Here is a 16,980-nt window from a genome sequence, read left to right as displayed (position 1 = left end):
CTATGCTCCGTGGCCTTTCGCCTGGTCACTGTTAGGCTTCATGGTCCACAAGAGTCCCTCCCCGGTGTGCGGAGTTCTCCTGTTCATAAGTCGGCTGAAGTTTGCCGCCGGTCGCGATGATTTGCAAAATCTGCGACAAATGTAGTACGCTACGTTGGGCTAGCACAAAGTTTACTAGCGTTTCGTTTTGGATGGTCCGCATGCGGAGCTTCGCTGAGCTTGCTATCTCTCGCAGCTTCGCGCCTTCTGCACCTTCTGCAAGCACGGCTAGCGATTCGATGCTGTCGCTGGGTAGACCCTGCTGGTGGGCAGATTGCAACAAGTCATGGCGCGCGTCGCGCAGTTGCTCAAGTCTTTGAATCAGTTCAAGTTCGCGCAGTTGGGTCGTTTCCATTCCAGGAATGTCGCGGGCAACCATCTGGCGTCTTTTGATCCCCAGGACTTCGATCAGTTCATCCTGCACGCTGGTCAGTTCTTGAAGAACTTCGGCGGTGGACGATTCCCAGGTGACGGCCGTTGCTTCTGAGGCGTCAACTGCGGGCGTAAAAGGCATAGCGAAAACCTTGCTTTAGCGGCTTGCGATGAATTCGGTGATTACGCCAAAGCGTCCAATAATGGAGCGCTCGGTTGATCGTTCAACGTCTGCACCGCTTGAATCAGACTGACCTGCTTCCAGTGGGGCGAGCGTTGCGACAACTCAGCGGAATTTGAACTTGAATTCGATTCGGGGCTAAGATTCGACTGTGTCATAAATTGTTCAAACATGGGACCTGACAGCTCCTGGGCACTGGCCTCGGATAGTTTTTCTACAAGCAATTGATCGAGTTGCGATTGGAAGACTTCTTCGCCGCGACCACCATGAAAATAAGCGGGCTTTCCGACCGACTTTCGCATCGACTTCAACATCTGACCGAACAGAGACTCGCCGACAAACTGGTCGAACTGTTTCCGCAGATCCGACTGCTGGGCAGTCGGAGCGGCGGAAGTCAAATTGGCGAGTGCGCTGGTTCCCATTGATTTACTTTCGGCGTTTCTTAGTTCACAAAGATCAATTCGCCATACAACTTGCCCTGGTGATGGATCGCCACGATGATGTCGATCACGTCATCCGCAGGGACTTTCAGCGTGTTCAATGCGTCGACCAAGTCTTTCAAACGAGTCGCGTAAGCCGGCTGCGTGCTGAGCGGCACAAATTTGGTGGACTCTGGATCAATCGTTTCAATCTTGACCCCGTTGTGGGTGACCACATCGGGACCGATTTCAACGTCCGACCCGACGACGATCACGCCTCGGGCTTTATTGATGACCACCTTGTTGTTGAGCTGTTTGTCGACGATCGGCGTATCCATGAGGATCGAGACAAAGAAGACCGGATCCGATTGATATTGCGACGGAATCTGCACTTCGATCGTCTTCTGGTCGAGTGCCCGAGCGATTTGCACGTTGCTGGAAGATCCTTGGCCGATTTGCAGTAGATTGCTCACGCTGAAGACGATCTCTTGAGCCATTTGCCAATCTTTGTAGCCATCGTTGAGGACCAGATAAACCTTATTGTCCGATGTCACAAACGCGTTGCGAATCGACTTTTCGATGCGACAACCGGCTTTGATGCGAGCATTAGTCGGAACCGCTTTGCTGAAGGTTTCCAGGTTGCCTGTCGCCATCGCCCAGACCGTCTTATCGTGCGGGTTGGGCCCTTGCAGTGTGCTGATCGCCAGTGATCCCCCTTCCAGGCTTTTGGCGCCCAGCGAGCTGACTTCGCAATCGATCATGTCACCTTCTTCGGCGCCTTCGGCCGGCACGCGAGCTCGCACAATCACTAGCGCGGTATTGGTGACGGTCTTGAGCGTTTCGGGCAGATACTCGCCATCAGGGCCTGAGCCTGAGTTGCTGCCAAGATGCTTCAACACCAGCGATAACGCTTTGTGTGTCGGGGTCAGGGCCTTGTCGCCGGTTCCTTTTAGGCCGACCACGAGGCCGATCCCTTGCAGGTAGTTTTCTTCCTGTCCTTTCACGCGGACAAAGGTCGACAACGGCTGCGTGATTTGAAAACGCTCAGCGACCAAAGGTTGCGGCGGAGATTGCGGCGGGGATTGCGGTTGCGGTTGCGCTTCAGCGACGGCCGAGAAGCCGGCGATGAAAGCGAACATTAGCATGGCGGTGGTTTTCATGGCGATTTTAATCGGTTTCGTTTTCATACTTAGAACCACTTCCAACCGTCCCAGATTTTCAGCATCCAGCCCCGTTTGTACGAATCGCGAATGTTGCCGGTCTCTTTCTTCGTAATGCTGAGATTGGCCAGGCGTTCGCTCAAGACGACGTTGTTGGGATCGATGTCTTCGACGCGGCAAACTCCACGCAGGTAATAGGTCCAGATTTCGTTGTTCACTTGGATCTCTTTTTGAGCCTCGATCTTTAACGTGCCGTTGGGCATTATTTCTGAGACAGTCGATGCGACTCGGAAACGAACTTCCTCCAAGGTCTCCAAAGTTCCTTGCGTGCGATAACGACTATTCAACTGACCCGTGATCCGCGGCGAGCCTTCGGTCTGCTGATCGGGCACAATCGCTTTCAGATTTTCGAGGTGAACCCAGTTCGCCAGCAACGCGTCAAAGTTGGCTTGCTTGCGGCGATTTAGGTTGCCTTCAGATTCCATTTCCGCCGCTTCGTCGACACGAATATGGATAATGTCTTTGACTTGAATCTTGCGCGGTGGCGGCAGTTCGCGGTAATACCAACTGAGATCGCGGATTGCTCCGTCGACTTGCTCGCCGGGGACCGAGGGGTCGCCTGGCAAGCTGCGCTGAGCCAGGCTCGAAGTCGGGCCTTGTGCGGCGGCCAGCGAAGTCGCGGCGATGATCAACACCAGGGAGTAAAGGTTGATGTTGTGGTTCATTATCGAGTTCCCTTTTGAACGGTGACGGTCGTAGGGCGGCGTTGGTCGCTATTCAAGGTCATCGCCTGGCCTGGGCCATACGCGCGAACCTGAAACATTTCGCCCCGTTCTTGACCTCGCTTGGAGTCGGGAGAAATCGCTTGCACCATCACCAGGTCGCCGATGGCGGCGTCGCTGGCGGCGATCGCATCGCGGCGAATGATGAGTCCGCCGATTTGAGCGATGACAGTGACAACGTCGTTTTGTTGAATAACGATGGGTTCACGGATCAAGCCTGATTCAATCGGCCGCTGGGCCGGCAGCGAGCGAATCGCTTCTTTGCCAACCAGCGAATCAATCTGAGTCTCATAGTCCCCATCGGCCCGAACCAGATTAAGCGGTTGTACGGTCAGGTCTTTGGCTTGAATCACTTCGCCGCGCCGAATCGGTCGAACGGTGTAAACAACCAGTGATTCTCCTTCGGCCAACGGTCCGCCGCTCCAACTTGTTTGTTGAATCTCCGGCGTTTCAGAGGGAAGCACTGAGCTAAGTGGAGCGGAGCTGTCAGTGCGAGCAACTCGCGTGCGGCTGGCACCCGTAAAGAAGAGATCAGCGTCATGAAAACCGCGCGCGCTTAGTTGGGCGCGAATGTCATTGATGGTGACAAAGCGGGAGCGATTCATACTGGGCGCCGGAAACAATTCCAATTGTTGCAGCTCTTGGACGAAACGTTGCGAAGGTCCGTCGATCTCGGCCAGATCCCCCAATCGCACAATGGAATCAACAACGACCGCTTCGCGGCGCAGGACGACATCGTAGCCTTGGACGACGCTGGTCAGGCCGGCCAATAGCAGAGCGAATGTGGTGAAGTGACGAAGCATAGGAATGACTCTTTTTAAATATTAAGACGATTAGCGACGCAGGTTCGAGACGAGCTGCAGGATTTGGTCACCGGCTTGTACGGTTTGTGAGTTCAACTCAAAGGCGCGTTGCGTCGTAATCAGATCGACCAACTCTTGCACCGGTTCGACATTCGATGCTTCCAGAAATCCTTTTTCGACACTGCCAAGGCCATCGACGTTAGGATTGCCGATGACTGCGGCGCTGGAAGAGTTCGTTTCGGCGTACAGATTGTCGCCCAGTTTCAGCAAACCTTCTGGATTGATGAACGAGGCGAGTTGAATCTGCCCCACTTCTTCCAACGTTTGAAGGCCGGGACGTTGCACGGAGACGATCCCGTCCGACGAGACTTCAATGCCGGTCGTGTCTTCCGGAATCGTGATAGCCGGTTCGAGTGGACGCCCAACGCCTGCCGAACCGGTGACGATATCGCCGTTGGCGTTCACCGAGAAGTTGCCGGCTCGGGTGTAGTAGGTTTGGCCGCTTGGATCGAGGACTTGAAAAAAGCCTTTGCCGCGAATCGTCCAGTCGAGCGAACGATTGGTTTCTTTAAAGGCGCCTTGTTGGAAGTCGGTCTGCGTGCTTTGAATGCGAACGCCCAAGCCGATATGCGTACCGGTCGGAGTCGGATTTGAGGCGGCGTCCAGTTTGCCTGGCAAAACGCGATTGTCGTAAAACAGATCTTCGAAGTTCGCGCGGTCTTTTTTGAACGCGGTCGTATTAACGTTCGCCAGATTATTGGAGATCACATCGAGCTTGGTCTGCAAAGATTGCATCCCGGTCGCGGCGGTGTAGAGTGTTTGAACGCTCATGTTGGCTACTTATCCAATGGGGGAAAGACGCAGGCGATTAGCCTTGGCGGAGAACGCGATTTACCAAGTTTCCGAGCATCTCATCGTGATTCTTGATCAGGTTTACATTTGCTTCGTAGGCGCGTTGGGCTTCGATCATCGTCATCATTTCCGTGATCGAATTAACGCCTGAACCTTCTAGATAACCGGCGCGTGTTTGTCGTTCTTCCAGGGCTAGCGGTTCGACCGGAGCCAGCGGAAAAAATGCGTTGTCACCATATTTGGCCAGGTCGCTATCCGATTTCGGATTGACGATGGCCAGCGGCACAACATCACCCCCCACCGTGCAAAAGCCGTTTTCGTCGAAGTATGAGCCAATGTGGTTGACCAGGGCTTCTGGATCGACTTGAACCGGGATACCTTCCGCGTCCAGAACGGCATGGCCGGCCGGAGTGACCAGGGCGCCTTCGGCGGTGAAGTTAAAATTGCCCGCTCGCGTCAGGTAGGTCTCACCATCAATGTCGATTTGGAAGAAGCCGTCGCCGGCGATTGCCAGATCGGTCGGAACGCCAGTCGGTTTGAGAGCGCCGCGTGAGTAATCGGTAACTTGCTCACTGACGTAGACGCCGCCGCCGACATCGTTGATCGACCCAGAATTTGGATAGTCCGTACCGTTTTCAATGGCCTGGGAGAAGCGTGCTTGCAGAACGGCCAGATCGCGCTTGAAGCCGGTCGTGTCGACGTTCGCGATGTTATTCGCGATGACTTCGACCCGTTGGGCTTGGGCTTGGGCGCCTTCTGCGGCGATGTACAGACCGTATGGCATTGATACGTTTCGTTGATGATTCGCCCCCCCAGGCGTCTCTCAATCAATGCAACGAGCGTGCCGAAACCTGCGCAGCGGAGTCAGCGCGACCAAAAGAATGTCGCCAACCCCGTAATTTGTCGGAGAAGCGGTGGCCGAATTATTCGCAGCCGCGAAGATCGGAGAGACGAATCCTACGCGCAGAAGTTGCCGAAGTCGCAGCCCTTGCCTGACGCTAGCAGAAAGAGTTGCCGCAAGCGTCGTGACTTGCTGGTCGATTTAGCTGCCGGTCGCCCTAGCGAATGCGATCAGTCGCTCAGCTCCTTGGATGGCTAATTGATCGGCGACTTGACGGCCGATATCTTCGGCGCGATTGGGGGGACCACAAGCAGAGGCCGTGATCTTATGATGTCCGTCGCCGCTGACAACGACTCCATCGAGAAACAGCAATTGTTTTGCCTGGTCGATTCGTCCCCAAGCTCCGACCGGAGCTAAACAACCGCCGCGAAGATTCCGCAGCATCGAACGTTCGGCAAGTACCGAGTAGTGCGAAGCAGCGTCATTGAGCGGCGCCAGCATTGCTGCCGTGGAAGTATCTTTGTCGCGGATCTCTAGACCCAGCGCCCCTTGCCCCACCGCAGGTAGCATCTGAGCTTTAGGGATCACATGTCGAATCCGCTCGATTAGTTCGAGCCGGCGGAGACCTGCTTCGGCCAGAATGATTGCGTCATACAGGCCATCGTCCAGTTTTCTCAATCGGGTATCTAGATTGCCACGAATGTCGCGGATCTGGAGATCACGGCGCAAATGGAGCAACTGTGCTTTGCGGCGCATGCTACCGGTGCCGATGATCGCCTCTGGAGGGAGGCTTAACACATCACTCGCCTTGCCAGAGATTAGTACGTCTCCGTCCGCACCGCGTAAGGGAACGGCTGCGAGGTGGAGCCCGGCTACAACTTCGGTCGGCAGGTCCTTCAAGCTATGGACAGCGACATCGATCCGATTATCCAACAGGGCCGCTTGGATTTCGGTCGTGAAGACGCCGCGACCACCGATCGAATCGAGTGGGCCCTGCGTTACGTCCCCTTGGGTGGCGATGTGAATGATTTCGACATGATTGCCGGTGGCGCGAAGTTGCTCGGCGACCCAATTGGCCTGCCACTGTGCGAGCTGACTGCCCCGCGTTCCGATCCGAATTGCTGGCATAATTTTCAAGGAATCTAGGAAAGCCAATGAAGTTGCGAACGGCCTCGTAATCGTCCCCAAATCGAGGTGGTCCGCTTAATATTGTGAACAGCGTATCCCCCGACAGAATACCGGAAGCGATGAAGATAAGCGAGACTTGGCCACAAAAGGAGGGGGCTATTTCTGGACAAATGGGGGAGACGCCTCGCTTGGCTCGTCCCTTCCCTGCATTTGAGCCTCGGAGATTTGCGCCGAAATCCGGTTGGCCGCTTCACGAGTCATCTGGTGATCCGGCACGACCACGCCGCAGCTCACAATAAATTGCAGGGCCTGATCCAGCGTGATATTAAGATCGACGGTCTCACTTTTTTTGACGTTGACCGTAAATCCGGTCGCCGGCATCGGCGATGTCGGAATCAAGACGGTGATGACCGGCTCGTTGGCGACGCTCCGGATATCCAGCATGCTTTCGCTAGTTACAAAGCCGAGCGACCAGATCCCTTTGCGGGGATATTCGACCGCGACAACCCGGGTAAATTCTAATTCGCGATCATTTAGCAGGAAGTCGGTCACTTGTTTGACCGAGGAATAGACGTTTCGCACGACCGGCAAGCGGTGCAGGATCTGGCGTTCTGACGCCGTCCACAAGATGCGACCGACCCCGATCGCAACAAATTTGCCAGAGAAATACAGAATTAGGACAAAGATGCAAAGCAGCGCCGGAATGGTGATTTGGCGTTGGAGAAAGCGAATCTGGACATATTCCTGATAGAAAGCGGTGCCAGAATAGGGGAGCGGCTGATCGTGCAGGTTCTCGGTCACGCGATAGTAGACCGCTTGAGGAATCCAGTCTCCATTGGGCGTGCGGTGATACTCCTGATTGTTCAGCATCCCGACCTGGTCGCCCGGTTGTGTATCTGGGATTGTGCGGTGGACATCGCGAATCGCCATCGAAACAACGTATCGGGCCGTTGATTCGACCGGAGTCAGGACATAGTTCTGAACCGTGGTGAGAACCCAAATCAGGATCAACACCGTTAACAGCGGTGGCAATACCAAACCCAGTCCACGCAGCAGCGCACGACGAAAGGCCTGGAATCCGCTCGGTTGGGTAGGTTTCTCTTCCGAATTCATATCTTGCCGCAGGGGGTTGCTAGCAGTGCGCAGGACTGCTCGAACTTCTTCGACTTGGGAGAGCCGCTGGAGTGATCCAGAAACGTTAGTTTCCAGTTTCGCCGCGTGGCGCACGTGCGGCGACCGTCACGATTACACGTTTAGCGCCGTATTTACGCATTTTACTGCTTATTTCGGCCGCCGTAGCGCCGCTGGTCATCACGTCGTCGACCAACAAGACGGTTGCGTCTGTTAACAAATGCGGAGTTCGAACCTTAAATCCATCTCGAACGTTGGCGCGTCGCGCGGTCAGCCGTAATTCGGATTGCTTACGCATTATTCGCGAAACTTGGAGCAAGTGAGGACAAAATTTGACGTTTAGACTTCGCGCTACGGCCGCCCCTAGTCGCTCAGCCGGGTTCACTCCGCGACGAATCCTGCGCAGCCAATAAATCGGCGTCGGCGCCACTAGATCGACGTGATCCAGCCAATCGGTGGCGGCGACTCTTGCAGCCAATAGCTGAGCCATTGCCGCGGCGACGGGCGCTCCACTCGCTTGTTTTGCCGCAATTACCGCTTGCTGCAGCAGTCCCTCATGGTCCCCTAAGGTGATCACTCCGTCCCATTTCAAGCGTTGGTTGCGGCAGACATCGCAGTCTTCGCTGCTTGCGGCGTGACCACGGGGAAGTCGATTTCCGCAACGGCGACAGCGCGCGTCATTGCTAACCATTTGTTCGCGGCAGTCAGCGCAATATTCGGCCCTATTTCCCACACCTGAAGGAAGCGAATTGAGGCAAAGTGGACAGACAGGTGGGAGGATCAGGCTACGCCAAGGCCAAGTTGCCCAGTCTGATATTTTCCCCCAATCGATAGTTTTCGGCCTAGTTGTCATGCGCCCCAGTATAGGGGAACTCCATCGCCGATTCACCTTTGGAAAACAAAGCAGACCGAGTATAACTCCAGGCGATTTTCCCCCTGTAAAACCACTTTCGTCGAGATTGCTCCGGCTGTGTATATCATCGACCGCTATCTATTGACGCAGTTTCTGAAGTCGTTTTTGATCTTCTTCATCAGCTTTACTGGGCTGTATGTCGTGATCGATTCGTTCAACAACCTGGACGAATTTTTACGCTATGGTGAGCAAACGGGCCGCGGCGTGTTTCCCATTCTGCTGGACTATTACACGCCGCGGGTATTTACCTTTTTTAACATGACCGGCGGCATTTTGACGCTGATCGCCGCGATGTTTACGGTCACCTGGCTGCAGAGACACAACGAAATGACCGCGCTGATGGCGGCCGGCATTACCAAAGAACGAATCGTCCGCCCGGTGATTATCGCAGTTGGCTTGATCGCAGTGCTGGGAGCGCTGAATCGTGAATTTGTCGTTCCTGAGTACTCTGACGCTTTAAGCCGCAACGCGCAAGATTGGCTCGGAGAGTCCGCAAAACAACTTCAGCCGAAATATGACAACCTGACCGATGTACTGATCAGCGGAAATCATACGTTCGCCAACGAGGCGCGGATTGAGTCCCCCAAGTTTCGACTACCGCGATCTCAGCCGGGGATGGGAACAAAACTCAACGCCGAAAATGCCTTCTACAAGCCGGCCGAAGCCGATCGACCCAGCGGATATTTGCTGGATCAGGTGACCGAGCCTGAGAGCCTGGCGGAGATTCCATCACTAATCGATCGCGATGGCAACGTCTTTGTCTTGATGCCGCAAGACAATCCCTGGCTCGCTCCCAATCAATGCTTTGTGGTCAGCGATTTGACATTTGAGCAACTGACCGCAAGTCGCGAATGGCGCAGCAGCGCTTCGACCTGGGCATTGGCCTCCGCGCTGCGGAATCGCTCGCTCGACTTTGGCGCCGACGTACGGGTAGAGATCCATAGCCGATTGACGCAACCGTTTCTCGATCTGACGCTGTTGCTGCTTGGATTGCCGTTGGTGCTGAAAAACGACAATCGCAACGTCTTTGTGGCGATCGGCCTGTGCGGCGCTGTTGTCGTCCTGTTCTTCGGCATCACGATGGCCAGCCGCGGCCTGGGCTCGAACTACATGATTAGCCCTGCCCTGGCGGCTTGGTTGCCGCTGATGTTGTTCGTGCCGTTTGCGACGTATATGTCAGAATCGATGCGAACCTAAAGAAGTCGCTCTGTCATTTCTCTGCTCAGCGGCTCGCAGATGGACTCGCTCTTTTCGGCCCTAAACCCCAAATTCAGGTTCGTCTGGAACTATTTGGTGAAAACGGGCAAAATGTAGGTCTGCCTATTGGATTCACCACCATTTCTCCCCGGAGTTGTTCATGTTGCGCTCGGCGATGATTCTTGCGTTTTCGGTTCTGTCCGCTGCTTCGTTGTGTGCGGCTCCTGCCTCGCAGGGCAAAGTGACCGACAAAGTCTTTATGGAAATCGACGTCAACGGCAAACCGGCCGGTCGGATTGTGATTGGTCTGTTTGGTGACACTGTGCCGAAGACGGCCGCCAATTTTCGCGCACTATGTACCGGCGAAAAAGGCAATGGCCTGACCTATAAAGGAAGCTCGTTCCATCGCATTATCCCGCAGTTCATGCTGCAAGGAGGCGATTTTACCAACGGTAACGGCACCGGTGGTAAAAGCATCTACGGCGCCAAATTCGCCGACGAGAACTTCCAAATCACCCACGATGGCCCCGGCGTGTTGAGCATGGCGAATTCTGGACCGAATACCAACGGTTCGCAGTTCTTTATCACCACGGCAAAAACCGATTGGCTCGACGGAAAGCATGTCGTCTTCGGCCGCGTGGTCGAAGGAATGGAAGTTGTCAAAATGATCGAATCGCTCGGTTCGCAAAGTGGTAAACCTCGCGCGACCGTCACGATCGTCAACTGCGGCGTCTACAACAAATAGTTGTTGCGGATTGCAAGAACACTGAATAATCCAGAAACGCCGGCCTGATTGGTCGGCGTTTTCTTTTTGCTCAGTAGAGACTCGGGCGGTTATAAAGGAAGTCACCCATAGATAGCTTCCCCCATCCCAATCCCCGCCAAAGTGCCTGATATGCCCAGATTCGTTGCGCTATTGCTCGTCATGTTCGCGACGACGCACACCCAAGCCGCCGACAAGCCGAATATCATCTTTCTCTTCGCCGACGACTACAGCTACGAATGTGTAGGCGCCTACGGGCATCCGGTGGTGCAGACCCCTAACTTGGATCAGTTGGCCAAACAGAGCACGCGATTTACACACGCGTATAACATGGGCTCGTGGAGCGGAGCCGTGTGTGTCGCTAGCCGGACCATGTTGAACACAGGGCGGTTTGTCTGGCACGCCGAATCGGTCTACAAAACGGCCGAAAAAGAACGCGCTGCTGGTCGGTTTTGGTCGGAATACATGAAGCAGGCAGGCTACGACACCTATATGACCGGCAAATGGCACGTGCCGGCCAACGCGGCCAAAGCCTTTGATACAACTGCCCACATTCGCGGCGGCATGCCAAAGGATACCGACCATGGATACAATCGCCCGCCGGCGGTAGGAGAGGATCCTTGGTCGCCGTCTGACCCGCAATTTGGCGGGTTTTGGACCGGCGGCAAGCATTGGAGCGAGGTGGTTGCCGACGATGCGATCGATTTTCTCGATACGGCGGCGAAAAAGGAGAACCCCTTCTTCATGTACCTGGCGTTCAACGCCGTCCACGATCCGCGGCAATCGCCGCAAGAATATGTGGATCGGTATCCTGCTGAAAAAGTTGACGTGCCTGACGACTTTCAGCCGCTCTATCCCGAACGCGAAGCGATGGGCGCCGGCAAATCGCTCCGCGATGAGAAACTAGCGCCGTTTCCGCGAACTCCCCACGCGATTCAAGTCCATCGCAGCGAGTATTACGCGATTATCGAGCACATGGATGTTCAAATCGGCCGAATCCTTGCTGCGCTCCAACAAAGCGGCAAAGCTGACAACACCTATGTCTTCTTCACGGGCGATCACGGCTTAGCGGTTGGTCACCACGGACTGCTGGGAAAACAAAATATGTATGACCACAGCGTGCGCGTGCCGCTTCTGGTCGCAGGACCCGGCTTGCCGCAAGGAAAAGTGTGCGAAACGCCGGTTTATTTGCAGGATATTATGGCGACAACTTTAGAATTGGCAGGGCTCGAAAAGCCGGATCATGTCGAATTTAGGAGCTTGTTACCGGTGATTCTTGGTGAGCGGGATGTCCAGTATGACGCAATCTATGGGGCCTACTTGGATCGTCAGAGAATGATCACGGTCGATGGGTACAAGCTGATTCTCTACCCGACGATCGGAAAAATAAAGCTGTTCGATTTGAGGGATGATCCGCACGAAATGCATGATTTAGCGTCAAATCCAGAACATCGCCAACGAATTCAAGAATTATTTAATCGCCTGTTCCGGTTGCAAGCCGAGGTCGGCGACCCGTTGGATTTGAAAAAAACATATCCGGATTGGCAATAAATCCACTGAAATCACCGGCAAATGAGATGATATCTTCTCAAAAATTGCCATTTGCCAGGCAGCTCGGATTTGGGGTAGACGCCCAGGTTACTTTTCCTGTGTGGAGGCCTTGCAGACCGGTCGCGAGGAGCGTTATACTGGCTCGCTTCCACCATAAGCATTGATTGGAAGCTGTAGGCGATGAAAGTTCGAGCCAGCGTTAAACGCATCTGCGATAAGTGCAAAGTAGTCCGCCGCCGCGGGAAGATTTTCGTGATCTGCGAAAATGCCCGTCACAAGCAACGTCAAGGTTAAACCGCAAGGTTTGGCTTCGATGGCGACTCGGTTTGGTTGCAGCAACGGATTCCTAAGGGAAACCGAAGCGGACTTCTCCAGTGCACGCAAACCGTTCATTTTTAAGCACATAGAGTAATTTCGACGCTACGGCGTCTTGGCAGGAGTAGAGTTATGCCCCGTTTGATGGGTGTCGACATTCCGAACGACAAACCGACCTGGATCTCGCTCACGTACTTGTACGGGGTTGGTCCGCGCACCGCTCGTGAGCTATGTGTGAAGGTTGGTATCTCGCAGGAACGCAAAGCGGGCGAGCTGCACGAAGATGAGCTAAGCCGCATCGCCGGGCTGCTGGAAACGGAATACACCGTCGAAGGTCCCCTCCGCCGACAAATCGCTCAAAACATTCAGCGTTTGAATCGCATTGTTTGCTATCGCGGCATGCGTCATCGTCGCGGTCTGCCGGTTCGCGGTCAGCGAACTCGCACTAACGCCCGAACTCGCAAGGGACCGAAGAAGACGGTCGCCGGCAAGAAGGGCGTGAAGGATCTGCGATAATTTTGCAGGTTAGTTGTTCCCATTTGGGAATAGCGAGAGACAAGCGAACATTCACCTTTCAGGAGTATTGGCGCAGTGGCCAAGGCAGCAAAGAAGAAGATTCGTCGCAACGTTTTGCAGGCGGTCGTGCATATCAAAGCGACCTTCAACAACACGCAAGTGACGATTACCGACGCCAAAGGGGATTCGCTATGCTGGGCCAGTGCCGGCACTTGCGGTTTCAAGGGTAGTCGCAAAAGCACTCCGTTCGCCGGCCAATGCGCCGCCCAACAGGCTGCTGAAAAAGCGCTGAAGTTCGGCGTGAAGGAAGTGGAAGTTCGCGTGAAGGGTCCAGGTTCGGGCCGTGAAAGCGCCATCACCGCTCTGGCCGCCGCAGGCCTGAACGTTCGGTCGATCGAAGATTGCACTCCGATCCCGCACAATGGTTGCCGTCCGCCGAAGAAACGCCGCGTCTAATCACGCAGTAGCGATTCGGTTATCCCCCCACAGCTGTTTCGAAGTTCGTCGAACGGAGAGAATCAATGCATATTCGCTGGCGCGGTCTAGAACTGCCGAGCGTCGTTAATTGCGATGCCGAAACCCTCTCGCCGACCTTTGGCAAGTTTATCGCCGAACCGTTTGAACGCGGTTTTGGTACGACGATTGGCAATAGCCTGCGACGTATCTTGCTGTCGAGCCTTGAAGGCGCCGCAGTTACGCAGATTAAGGTCCGCGGAGCGCAGCATGAGTTCACCTCGATCCCGGGTGTCGTCGAAGACATGACCGAGATTGTCTTGAACACCAAGGCGATCGTCGTCAAAAAACATTCCGAGATGACAAAAGTTGTCACGATCGAAAAGCAGGGACCCTGCACGATTACCGGCGCCGATATTCAGTGCGATCCGGAAGTCGAGATCATCAACAAAGACATTCACATTTGCACGATCACCGGCGACATTCCGTTCATGATGGAAATGGTTGTCGAATCGGGCCGCGGGTACGTTCCGGCTACCGAGCATAGCACTGCAGAACACGAGATCGGCATTATTCCGGTCGACGCCGTGTACAGCCCGGTGATTCGTGTTCGCTATGAAGTCGAAGAAACCCGTGTTGGTCAGAAAACTAACTACGACAAGCTGACCCTGGAAATTTGGACCGATGGTTCAATTCATCCTGAGTATTCGCTAGTCGAAGCGGCGAAGATTCTTCGCAAGCACCTGAATCCGTTCGTTCAATACAACGAACTCGGTTCAAAAATCAGCATCCCCAGCCGTACTCAATCAAGCGGTCTGGATCCGGTGCTGGAATCGAAGCTGAACATGAGCCTGGCCGAAATGCATTTGTCGGTTCGCGCTAGCAACTGTTTGGAATCAGAGAACATCAATACGGTCCGCGACTTGGTTCGCCGTACCGAAGATCAGTTGATGGAAGTTCGTAACTTTGGCGAAACGACGCTGACCGAAGTGCGTGAAAAGCTCAAAGAGCTTGGCCTGCACTTGGGGATGCGAGTTACACCGGCGCCGCGCTAACGAACTACATTAACAACCGTCATTTGCAATTCACACGCTTATAGTTTTTTAAGACTTTAGTAGCATGCGACATCGAAAAAAAGGCCGTGTTCTCGGACGTTCGTCCAGCCATCGCAAAGCGATGATGCGGAACATGGCGAGCAGCCTGCTTCTTTCGCTCCGTAGCGACGACGTGAACGAGTCGGGTTACGAGTATCTTCCGACCGATACGCCTGAGTCAGGTCGTAACGTGCCAAAGGTGAAGGGCCGGATCGTAACCACGATCACCAAGGCGAAAGAAATTCGCCCGTACATTGAAAAGGTCATCACCATCGCCCGCAAGGCGTTGCCGCACCTTCGCGCCGCTGAAAAGTTGGCGACGAAGCTTGCGAAGTATGACTCCAACGGCAAGGCCAACGAAGCCTATCGCGAATGGCGCAAGAGCGATGAATATGTCGCTTGGAACAACGCTCAGGCGCCGGCTTTGGCTCTACGTCGTCGTGCTGTTTCGATGTTGGGCAATCACCAAGCGGTTGACCTGCTATTCAACGAAATTGCACCGAAGTTTGAAGATCGCGAAGGGGGTTATACCCGGATTTTGCGTCTAGCTACGCCCCGTTTGGGCGACGCTGGTACGCGTGCGATCATCGAATTTGTCGGTAACGATCGTGATCGTACGAGCGAAGCTGCAGAGCGTCCTGCCTTTGAAGGCGAAGCCGCCTCGGCTGAGTAAGTAGATTCGCAGTTTTTTTACCTGCGATTCGCTTTGCTTGAATCAATCGGAAGCCGTTATACTCCCAACTTGGAGCATAACGGCTTTTTTCATGGATGGACGATCTGCGTATGCGACCTTCGGCGACGACCGCGCGGCGGGCAATTTCTTTAGTGAAGCGTAACCCACAGCCGGGTTTCGATTTCTCTTGGCACATGCGGCAATTGGTTGCTGATATGATCGCGCGTTCGCCCGAGCTAAAACATATTGATCTTAGCCGGATCGCGGTTGTCGTTGCCCAAGCCCGCAAAGATGTCTCTTACGGCGTATTCGCTTCGCTAACTCCGCTTCGCTTTGAAGGGGGATCGCCGACCACAAAGCGTAGAGGGCGCACCTATCGCGTGCAGCGTCTGGCCGATGAGCGTGGTCGCGAGATGCTCTATATCCTGACGTTCTATCTTCCGCGGTTTATGGATATGTCCTTCCAAGAGAAGCTCATCACCATCTTCCACGAGCTCTGGCACGTGAGTCCCAAGTTTGATGGGGACATACGCCGCTTGCCTGGCCGCTGTTACGCTCATTCGCACTCGCAAAAAGAATACGACGAGCAGATGGGAGTCTTGGCCAACAAATATCTGATGACTGCCCCGCTAAGGACGCTTTACCAGTTTCTAGAACTCGACTTCACGCAATTACACCAACAATTCGGCCGCGTCTACGGGGTAAAAATCCCGCGGCCGAAGATGGAATTAGTCGAACCGGCGCCTACGAAAACGAAGAACCGCCGCCGCAAAACGGGTTAATCAGGCGCCAGAGGCTCTTTTTTCTCAGTGATCTGTGGCAGAATCTGCGACATCTCGGCATTCAGCGCAATGAATTTCTTCCACTCAGCCGGGATATCTTCGTCATAGAAAATTGCCTCGACGGGGCATTCTGGAGCACAAGCGCCGCAATCGATGCACTCTTCAGGATCGATATACAGCATCTTGTCCCCTTCGTGAAAGCAATCCGTCGGGCAAACGACGACGCAATCGGTATACTTGCAGCCAAAGCACGGAGCGGTAACGACAAAAGCCATAGTGAGCCTTTCTGCGTAGGTAATTGTCTGAATCGAAGTACTCTCCCCATACATCCGATCTTCCTTGCCCCGCGGACAGAGATTCTGAGAAAAATGGAGCAGCCCGCCGACAGTTCGGAGACTCGTCTGCTACTAGATCGAATGATCGGCGGTGACGATCAGGCTGCCGAGGAGATCTTTCAGCGGTATTTCGAGTCGCTCTACACATTCACACGTCAGCGTATCTCCGTTCGACTGCAGTCGCGATTTGATGCGGATGATGTGGTTAACTCGGCCTATCGCACCTTCTTTGCGCATGCCCGAAATCAAGAGTTCGTGATCGCTCGCAGCGGCGATCTTTGGCGACTTTTGATCGCCATCACGCATCGCAAATTGCTCGGTCAGATCGAATATCACTCGGCCCGGAAACGAGATCATCGCAGAGAGCTTGGTGATGAGTCGTCCAACCATTCCAATGCGTTTGATCCACTAGCAGAGTCGCTAGCGCTTGAAGAATCGCTCGCACAATTATTAGTGAAGCTTGCGCCGTCCGATCGTGAATTGATCATCCAGAGACTGCAAGGAGAATCGACGATGACAATCGCCGAACGTATGGGAATAACGGAACGTTCTGTGCGTAGGAAACTTCAAACGCTTCGACAGCAATTTGAAGCCGAGTTGCTCGAGTAGGCGTCGCAACTGAGAGTCGGTTCACTTGGAATCAAACCTATCCACCTCTGAGCAACAGATCGTCGCCAGCT

General features: G+C 54.3%; 21 protein-coding genes. 10 read left to right on the top strand and 11 right to left on the bottom strand.

The annotated features are described in order from the left end of the window. Positions 1-31: 31 nt before the first annotated feature. The 10 genes from flgN to SH421x_RS22420 form a co-directional block, all read right to left on the bottom strand. Positions 32-553, bottom strand: coding sequence for a flagellar export chaperone FlgN (gene flgN, locus SH421x_RS22465; RefSeq protein WP_488852256.1), 522 nt, complete (start codon positions 551-553; stop codon positions 32-34). A 41-nt stretch (positions 554-594) separates the two neighbouring features. Continuing rightward, entirely contained in the window at positions 595-1,014 is a 420-nt protein-coding gene (locus tag SH421x_RS22460; protein WP_488852255.1) for a rod-binding protein, read from the bottom strand. 20 nt (positions 1,015-1,034) lie between these two features. Next, a complete protein-coding gene (locus SH421x_RS22455; RefSeq protein ID WP_488852254.1) occupies positions 1,035-2,171 on the bottom strand; it encodes a flagellar basal body P-ring protein FlgI in 1,137 nt (378 codons plus the stop codon). 29 nt (positions 2,172-2,200) lie between these two features. Beyond that, positions 2,201-2,896, bottom strand: coding sequence for a flagellar basal body L-ring protein FlgH (locus SH421x_RS22450; RefSeq protein ID WP_488852253.1), 696 nt, complete (start codon positions 2,894-2,896; stop codon positions 2,201-2,203). Then, the gene (gene flgA / locus SH421x_RS22445) at positions 2,896-3,756 is read right to left on the bottom strand and encodes a flagellar basal body P-ring formation chaperone FlgA (protein ID WP_488852252.1); all 861 of its coding nucleotides are present in this window, start codon (positions 3,754-3,756) and stop codon (positions 2,896-2,898) included. The genes SH421x_RS22450 and flgA overlap by 1 nt, the downstream gene beginning before the upstream one ends. Before the next feature lie 30 nt (positions 3,757-3,786). Further along, positions 3,787-4,587, bottom strand: coding sequence for a flagellar basal-body rod protein FlgG (gene flgG, locus SH421x_RS22440; protein ID WP_488852251.1), 801 nt, complete (start codon positions 4,585-4,587; stop codon positions 3,787-3,789). A gap of 37 nt (positions 4,588-4,624) precedes the next feature. Further along, entirely contained in the window at positions 4,625-5,392 is a 768-nt protein-coding gene (locus SH421x_RS22435; RefSeq protein ID WP_488852250.1) for a flagellar hook-basal body protein, read from the bottom strand. A gap of 258 nt (positions 5,393-5,650) precedes the next feature. After that, positions 5,651-6,577, bottom strand: a complete 927-nt coding sequence (hemC, locus tag SH421x_RS22430) for a hydroxymethylbilane synthase (protein ID WP_488852249.1) — start codon at positions 6,575-6,577, stop codon at positions 5,651-5,653. Positions 6,578-6,733: 156 nt separating this feature from the next. Beyond that, positions 6,734-7,690 carry a DUF502 domain-containing protein gene (locus SH421x_RS22425; RefSeq protein ID WP_488852248.1) on the bottom strand — a complete coding sequence of 319 codons (957 nt, stop codon included), beginning with the start codon at positions 7,688-7,690 and terminating at the stop codon, positions 6,734-6,736. A gap of 85 nt (positions 7,691-7,775) precedes the next feature. Beyond that, complete coding sequence (locus tag SH421x_RS22420) at positions 7,776-8,561, bottom strand: ComF family protein (RefSeq protein WP_488852247.1); 786 nt, start codon at positions 8,559-8,561, stop codon at positions 7,776-7,778. A 117-nt stretch (positions 8,562-8,678) separates the two neighbouring features. Between SH421x_RS22420 and SH421x_RS22415 the strand changes: the two genes are divergently transcribed. From SH421x_RS22415 to SH421x_RS22375, 9 genes are all read left to right on the top strand, one after another. After that, positions 8,679-9,818: an LptF/LptG family permease gene (locus SH421x_RS22415; RefSeq protein ID WP_488852246.1), complete on the top strand. Its 1,140-nt coding sequence runs from the start codon at positions 8,679-8,681 to the stop codon at positions 9,816-9,818. Between the two features lie 160 nt (positions 9,819-9,978). Beyond that, positions 9,979-10,563, top strand: a complete 585-nt coding sequence (locus tag SH421x_RS22410; RefSeq protein WP_488852245.1) for a peptidylprolyl isomerase — start codon at positions 9,979-9,981, stop codon at positions 10,561-10,563. 150 nt (positions 10,564-10,713) lie between these two features. Then, the gene (locus tag SH421x_RS22405) at positions 10,714-12,132 is read left to right on the top strand and encodes a sulfatase family protein (protein WP_488852244.1); all 1,419 of its coding nucleotides are present in this window, start codon (positions 10,714-10,716) and stop codon (positions 12,130-12,132) included. 180 nt (positions 12,133-12,312) lie between these two features. Further along, positions 12,313-12,426 (top strand): 50S ribosomal protein L36, encoded by a 114-nt coding sequence (gene rpmJ, locus SH421x_RS22400; RefSeq protein ID WP_488852243.1) that lies wholly within the window; start codon positions 12,313-12,315, stop codon positions 12,424-12,426. Positions 12,427-12,591: 165 nt separating this feature from the next. Further along, entirely contained in the window at positions 12,592-12,963 is a 372-nt protein-coding gene (rpsM, locus tag SH421x_RS22395; protein WP_002655269.1) for a 30S ribosomal protein S13, read from the top strand. A 75-nt stretch (positions 12,964-13,038) separates the two neighbouring features. Next, the gene (gene rpsK, locus SH421x_RS22390) at positions 13,039-13,419 is read left to right on the top strand and encodes a 30S ribosomal protein S11 (protein ID WP_002655268.1); all 381 of its coding nucleotides are present in this window, start codon (positions 13,039-13,041) and stop codon (positions 13,417-13,419) included. A 65-nt stretch (positions 13,420-13,484) separates the two neighbouring features. Then, positions 13,485-14,471, top strand: a complete 987-nt coding sequence (locus tag SH421x_RS22385) for a DNA-directed RNA polymerase subunit alpha (protein WP_488852242.1) — start codon at positions 13,485-13,487, stop codon at positions 14,469-14,471. A gap of 64 nt (positions 14,472-14,535) precedes the next feature. Next, positions 14,536-15,183: a bL17 family ribosomal protein gene (locus tag SH421x_RS22380; protein WP_488852241.1), complete on the top strand. Its 648-nt coding sequence runs from the start codon at positions 14,536-14,538 to the stop codon at positions 15,181-15,183. Positions 15,184-15,278: 95 nt separating this feature from the next. Beyond that, entirely contained in the window at positions 15,279-15,965 is a 687-nt protein-coding gene (locus SH421x_RS22375) for a putative metallopeptidase (RefSeq protein WP_488852240.1), read from the top strand. Here SH421x_RS22375 and SH421x_RS22370 read toward each other — a convergent pair. Next, positions 15,962-16,240: a 4Fe-4S binding protein gene (locus SH421x_RS22370; protein WP_488852239.1), complete on the bottom strand. Its 279-nt coding sequence runs from the start codon at positions 16,238-16,240 to the stop codon at positions 15,962-15,964. The two genes, SH421x_RS22375 and SH421x_RS22370, sit on opposite strands and share 4 nt — an antisense overlap. 93 nt (positions 16,241-16,333) lie before the next feature. Here SH421x_RS22370 and SH421x_RS22365 point away from each other — a divergent pair, with 93 nt between their 5' ends. Further along, positions 16,334-16,909 (top strand): RNA polymerase sigma factor, encoded by a 576-nt coding sequence (locus tag SH421x_RS22365; RefSeq protein ID WP_488852238.1) that lies wholly within the window; start codon positions 16,334-16,336, stop codon positions 16,907-16,909. Positions 16,910-16,980 lie beyond the last annotated feature (71 nt).

This window comes from Blastopirellula sp. SH421 (genome assembly GCF_057808535.1).
Note: the sequence above shows the minus strand (reverse complement) of the source record. Positions and strands in the feature narration are given on the sequence as shown.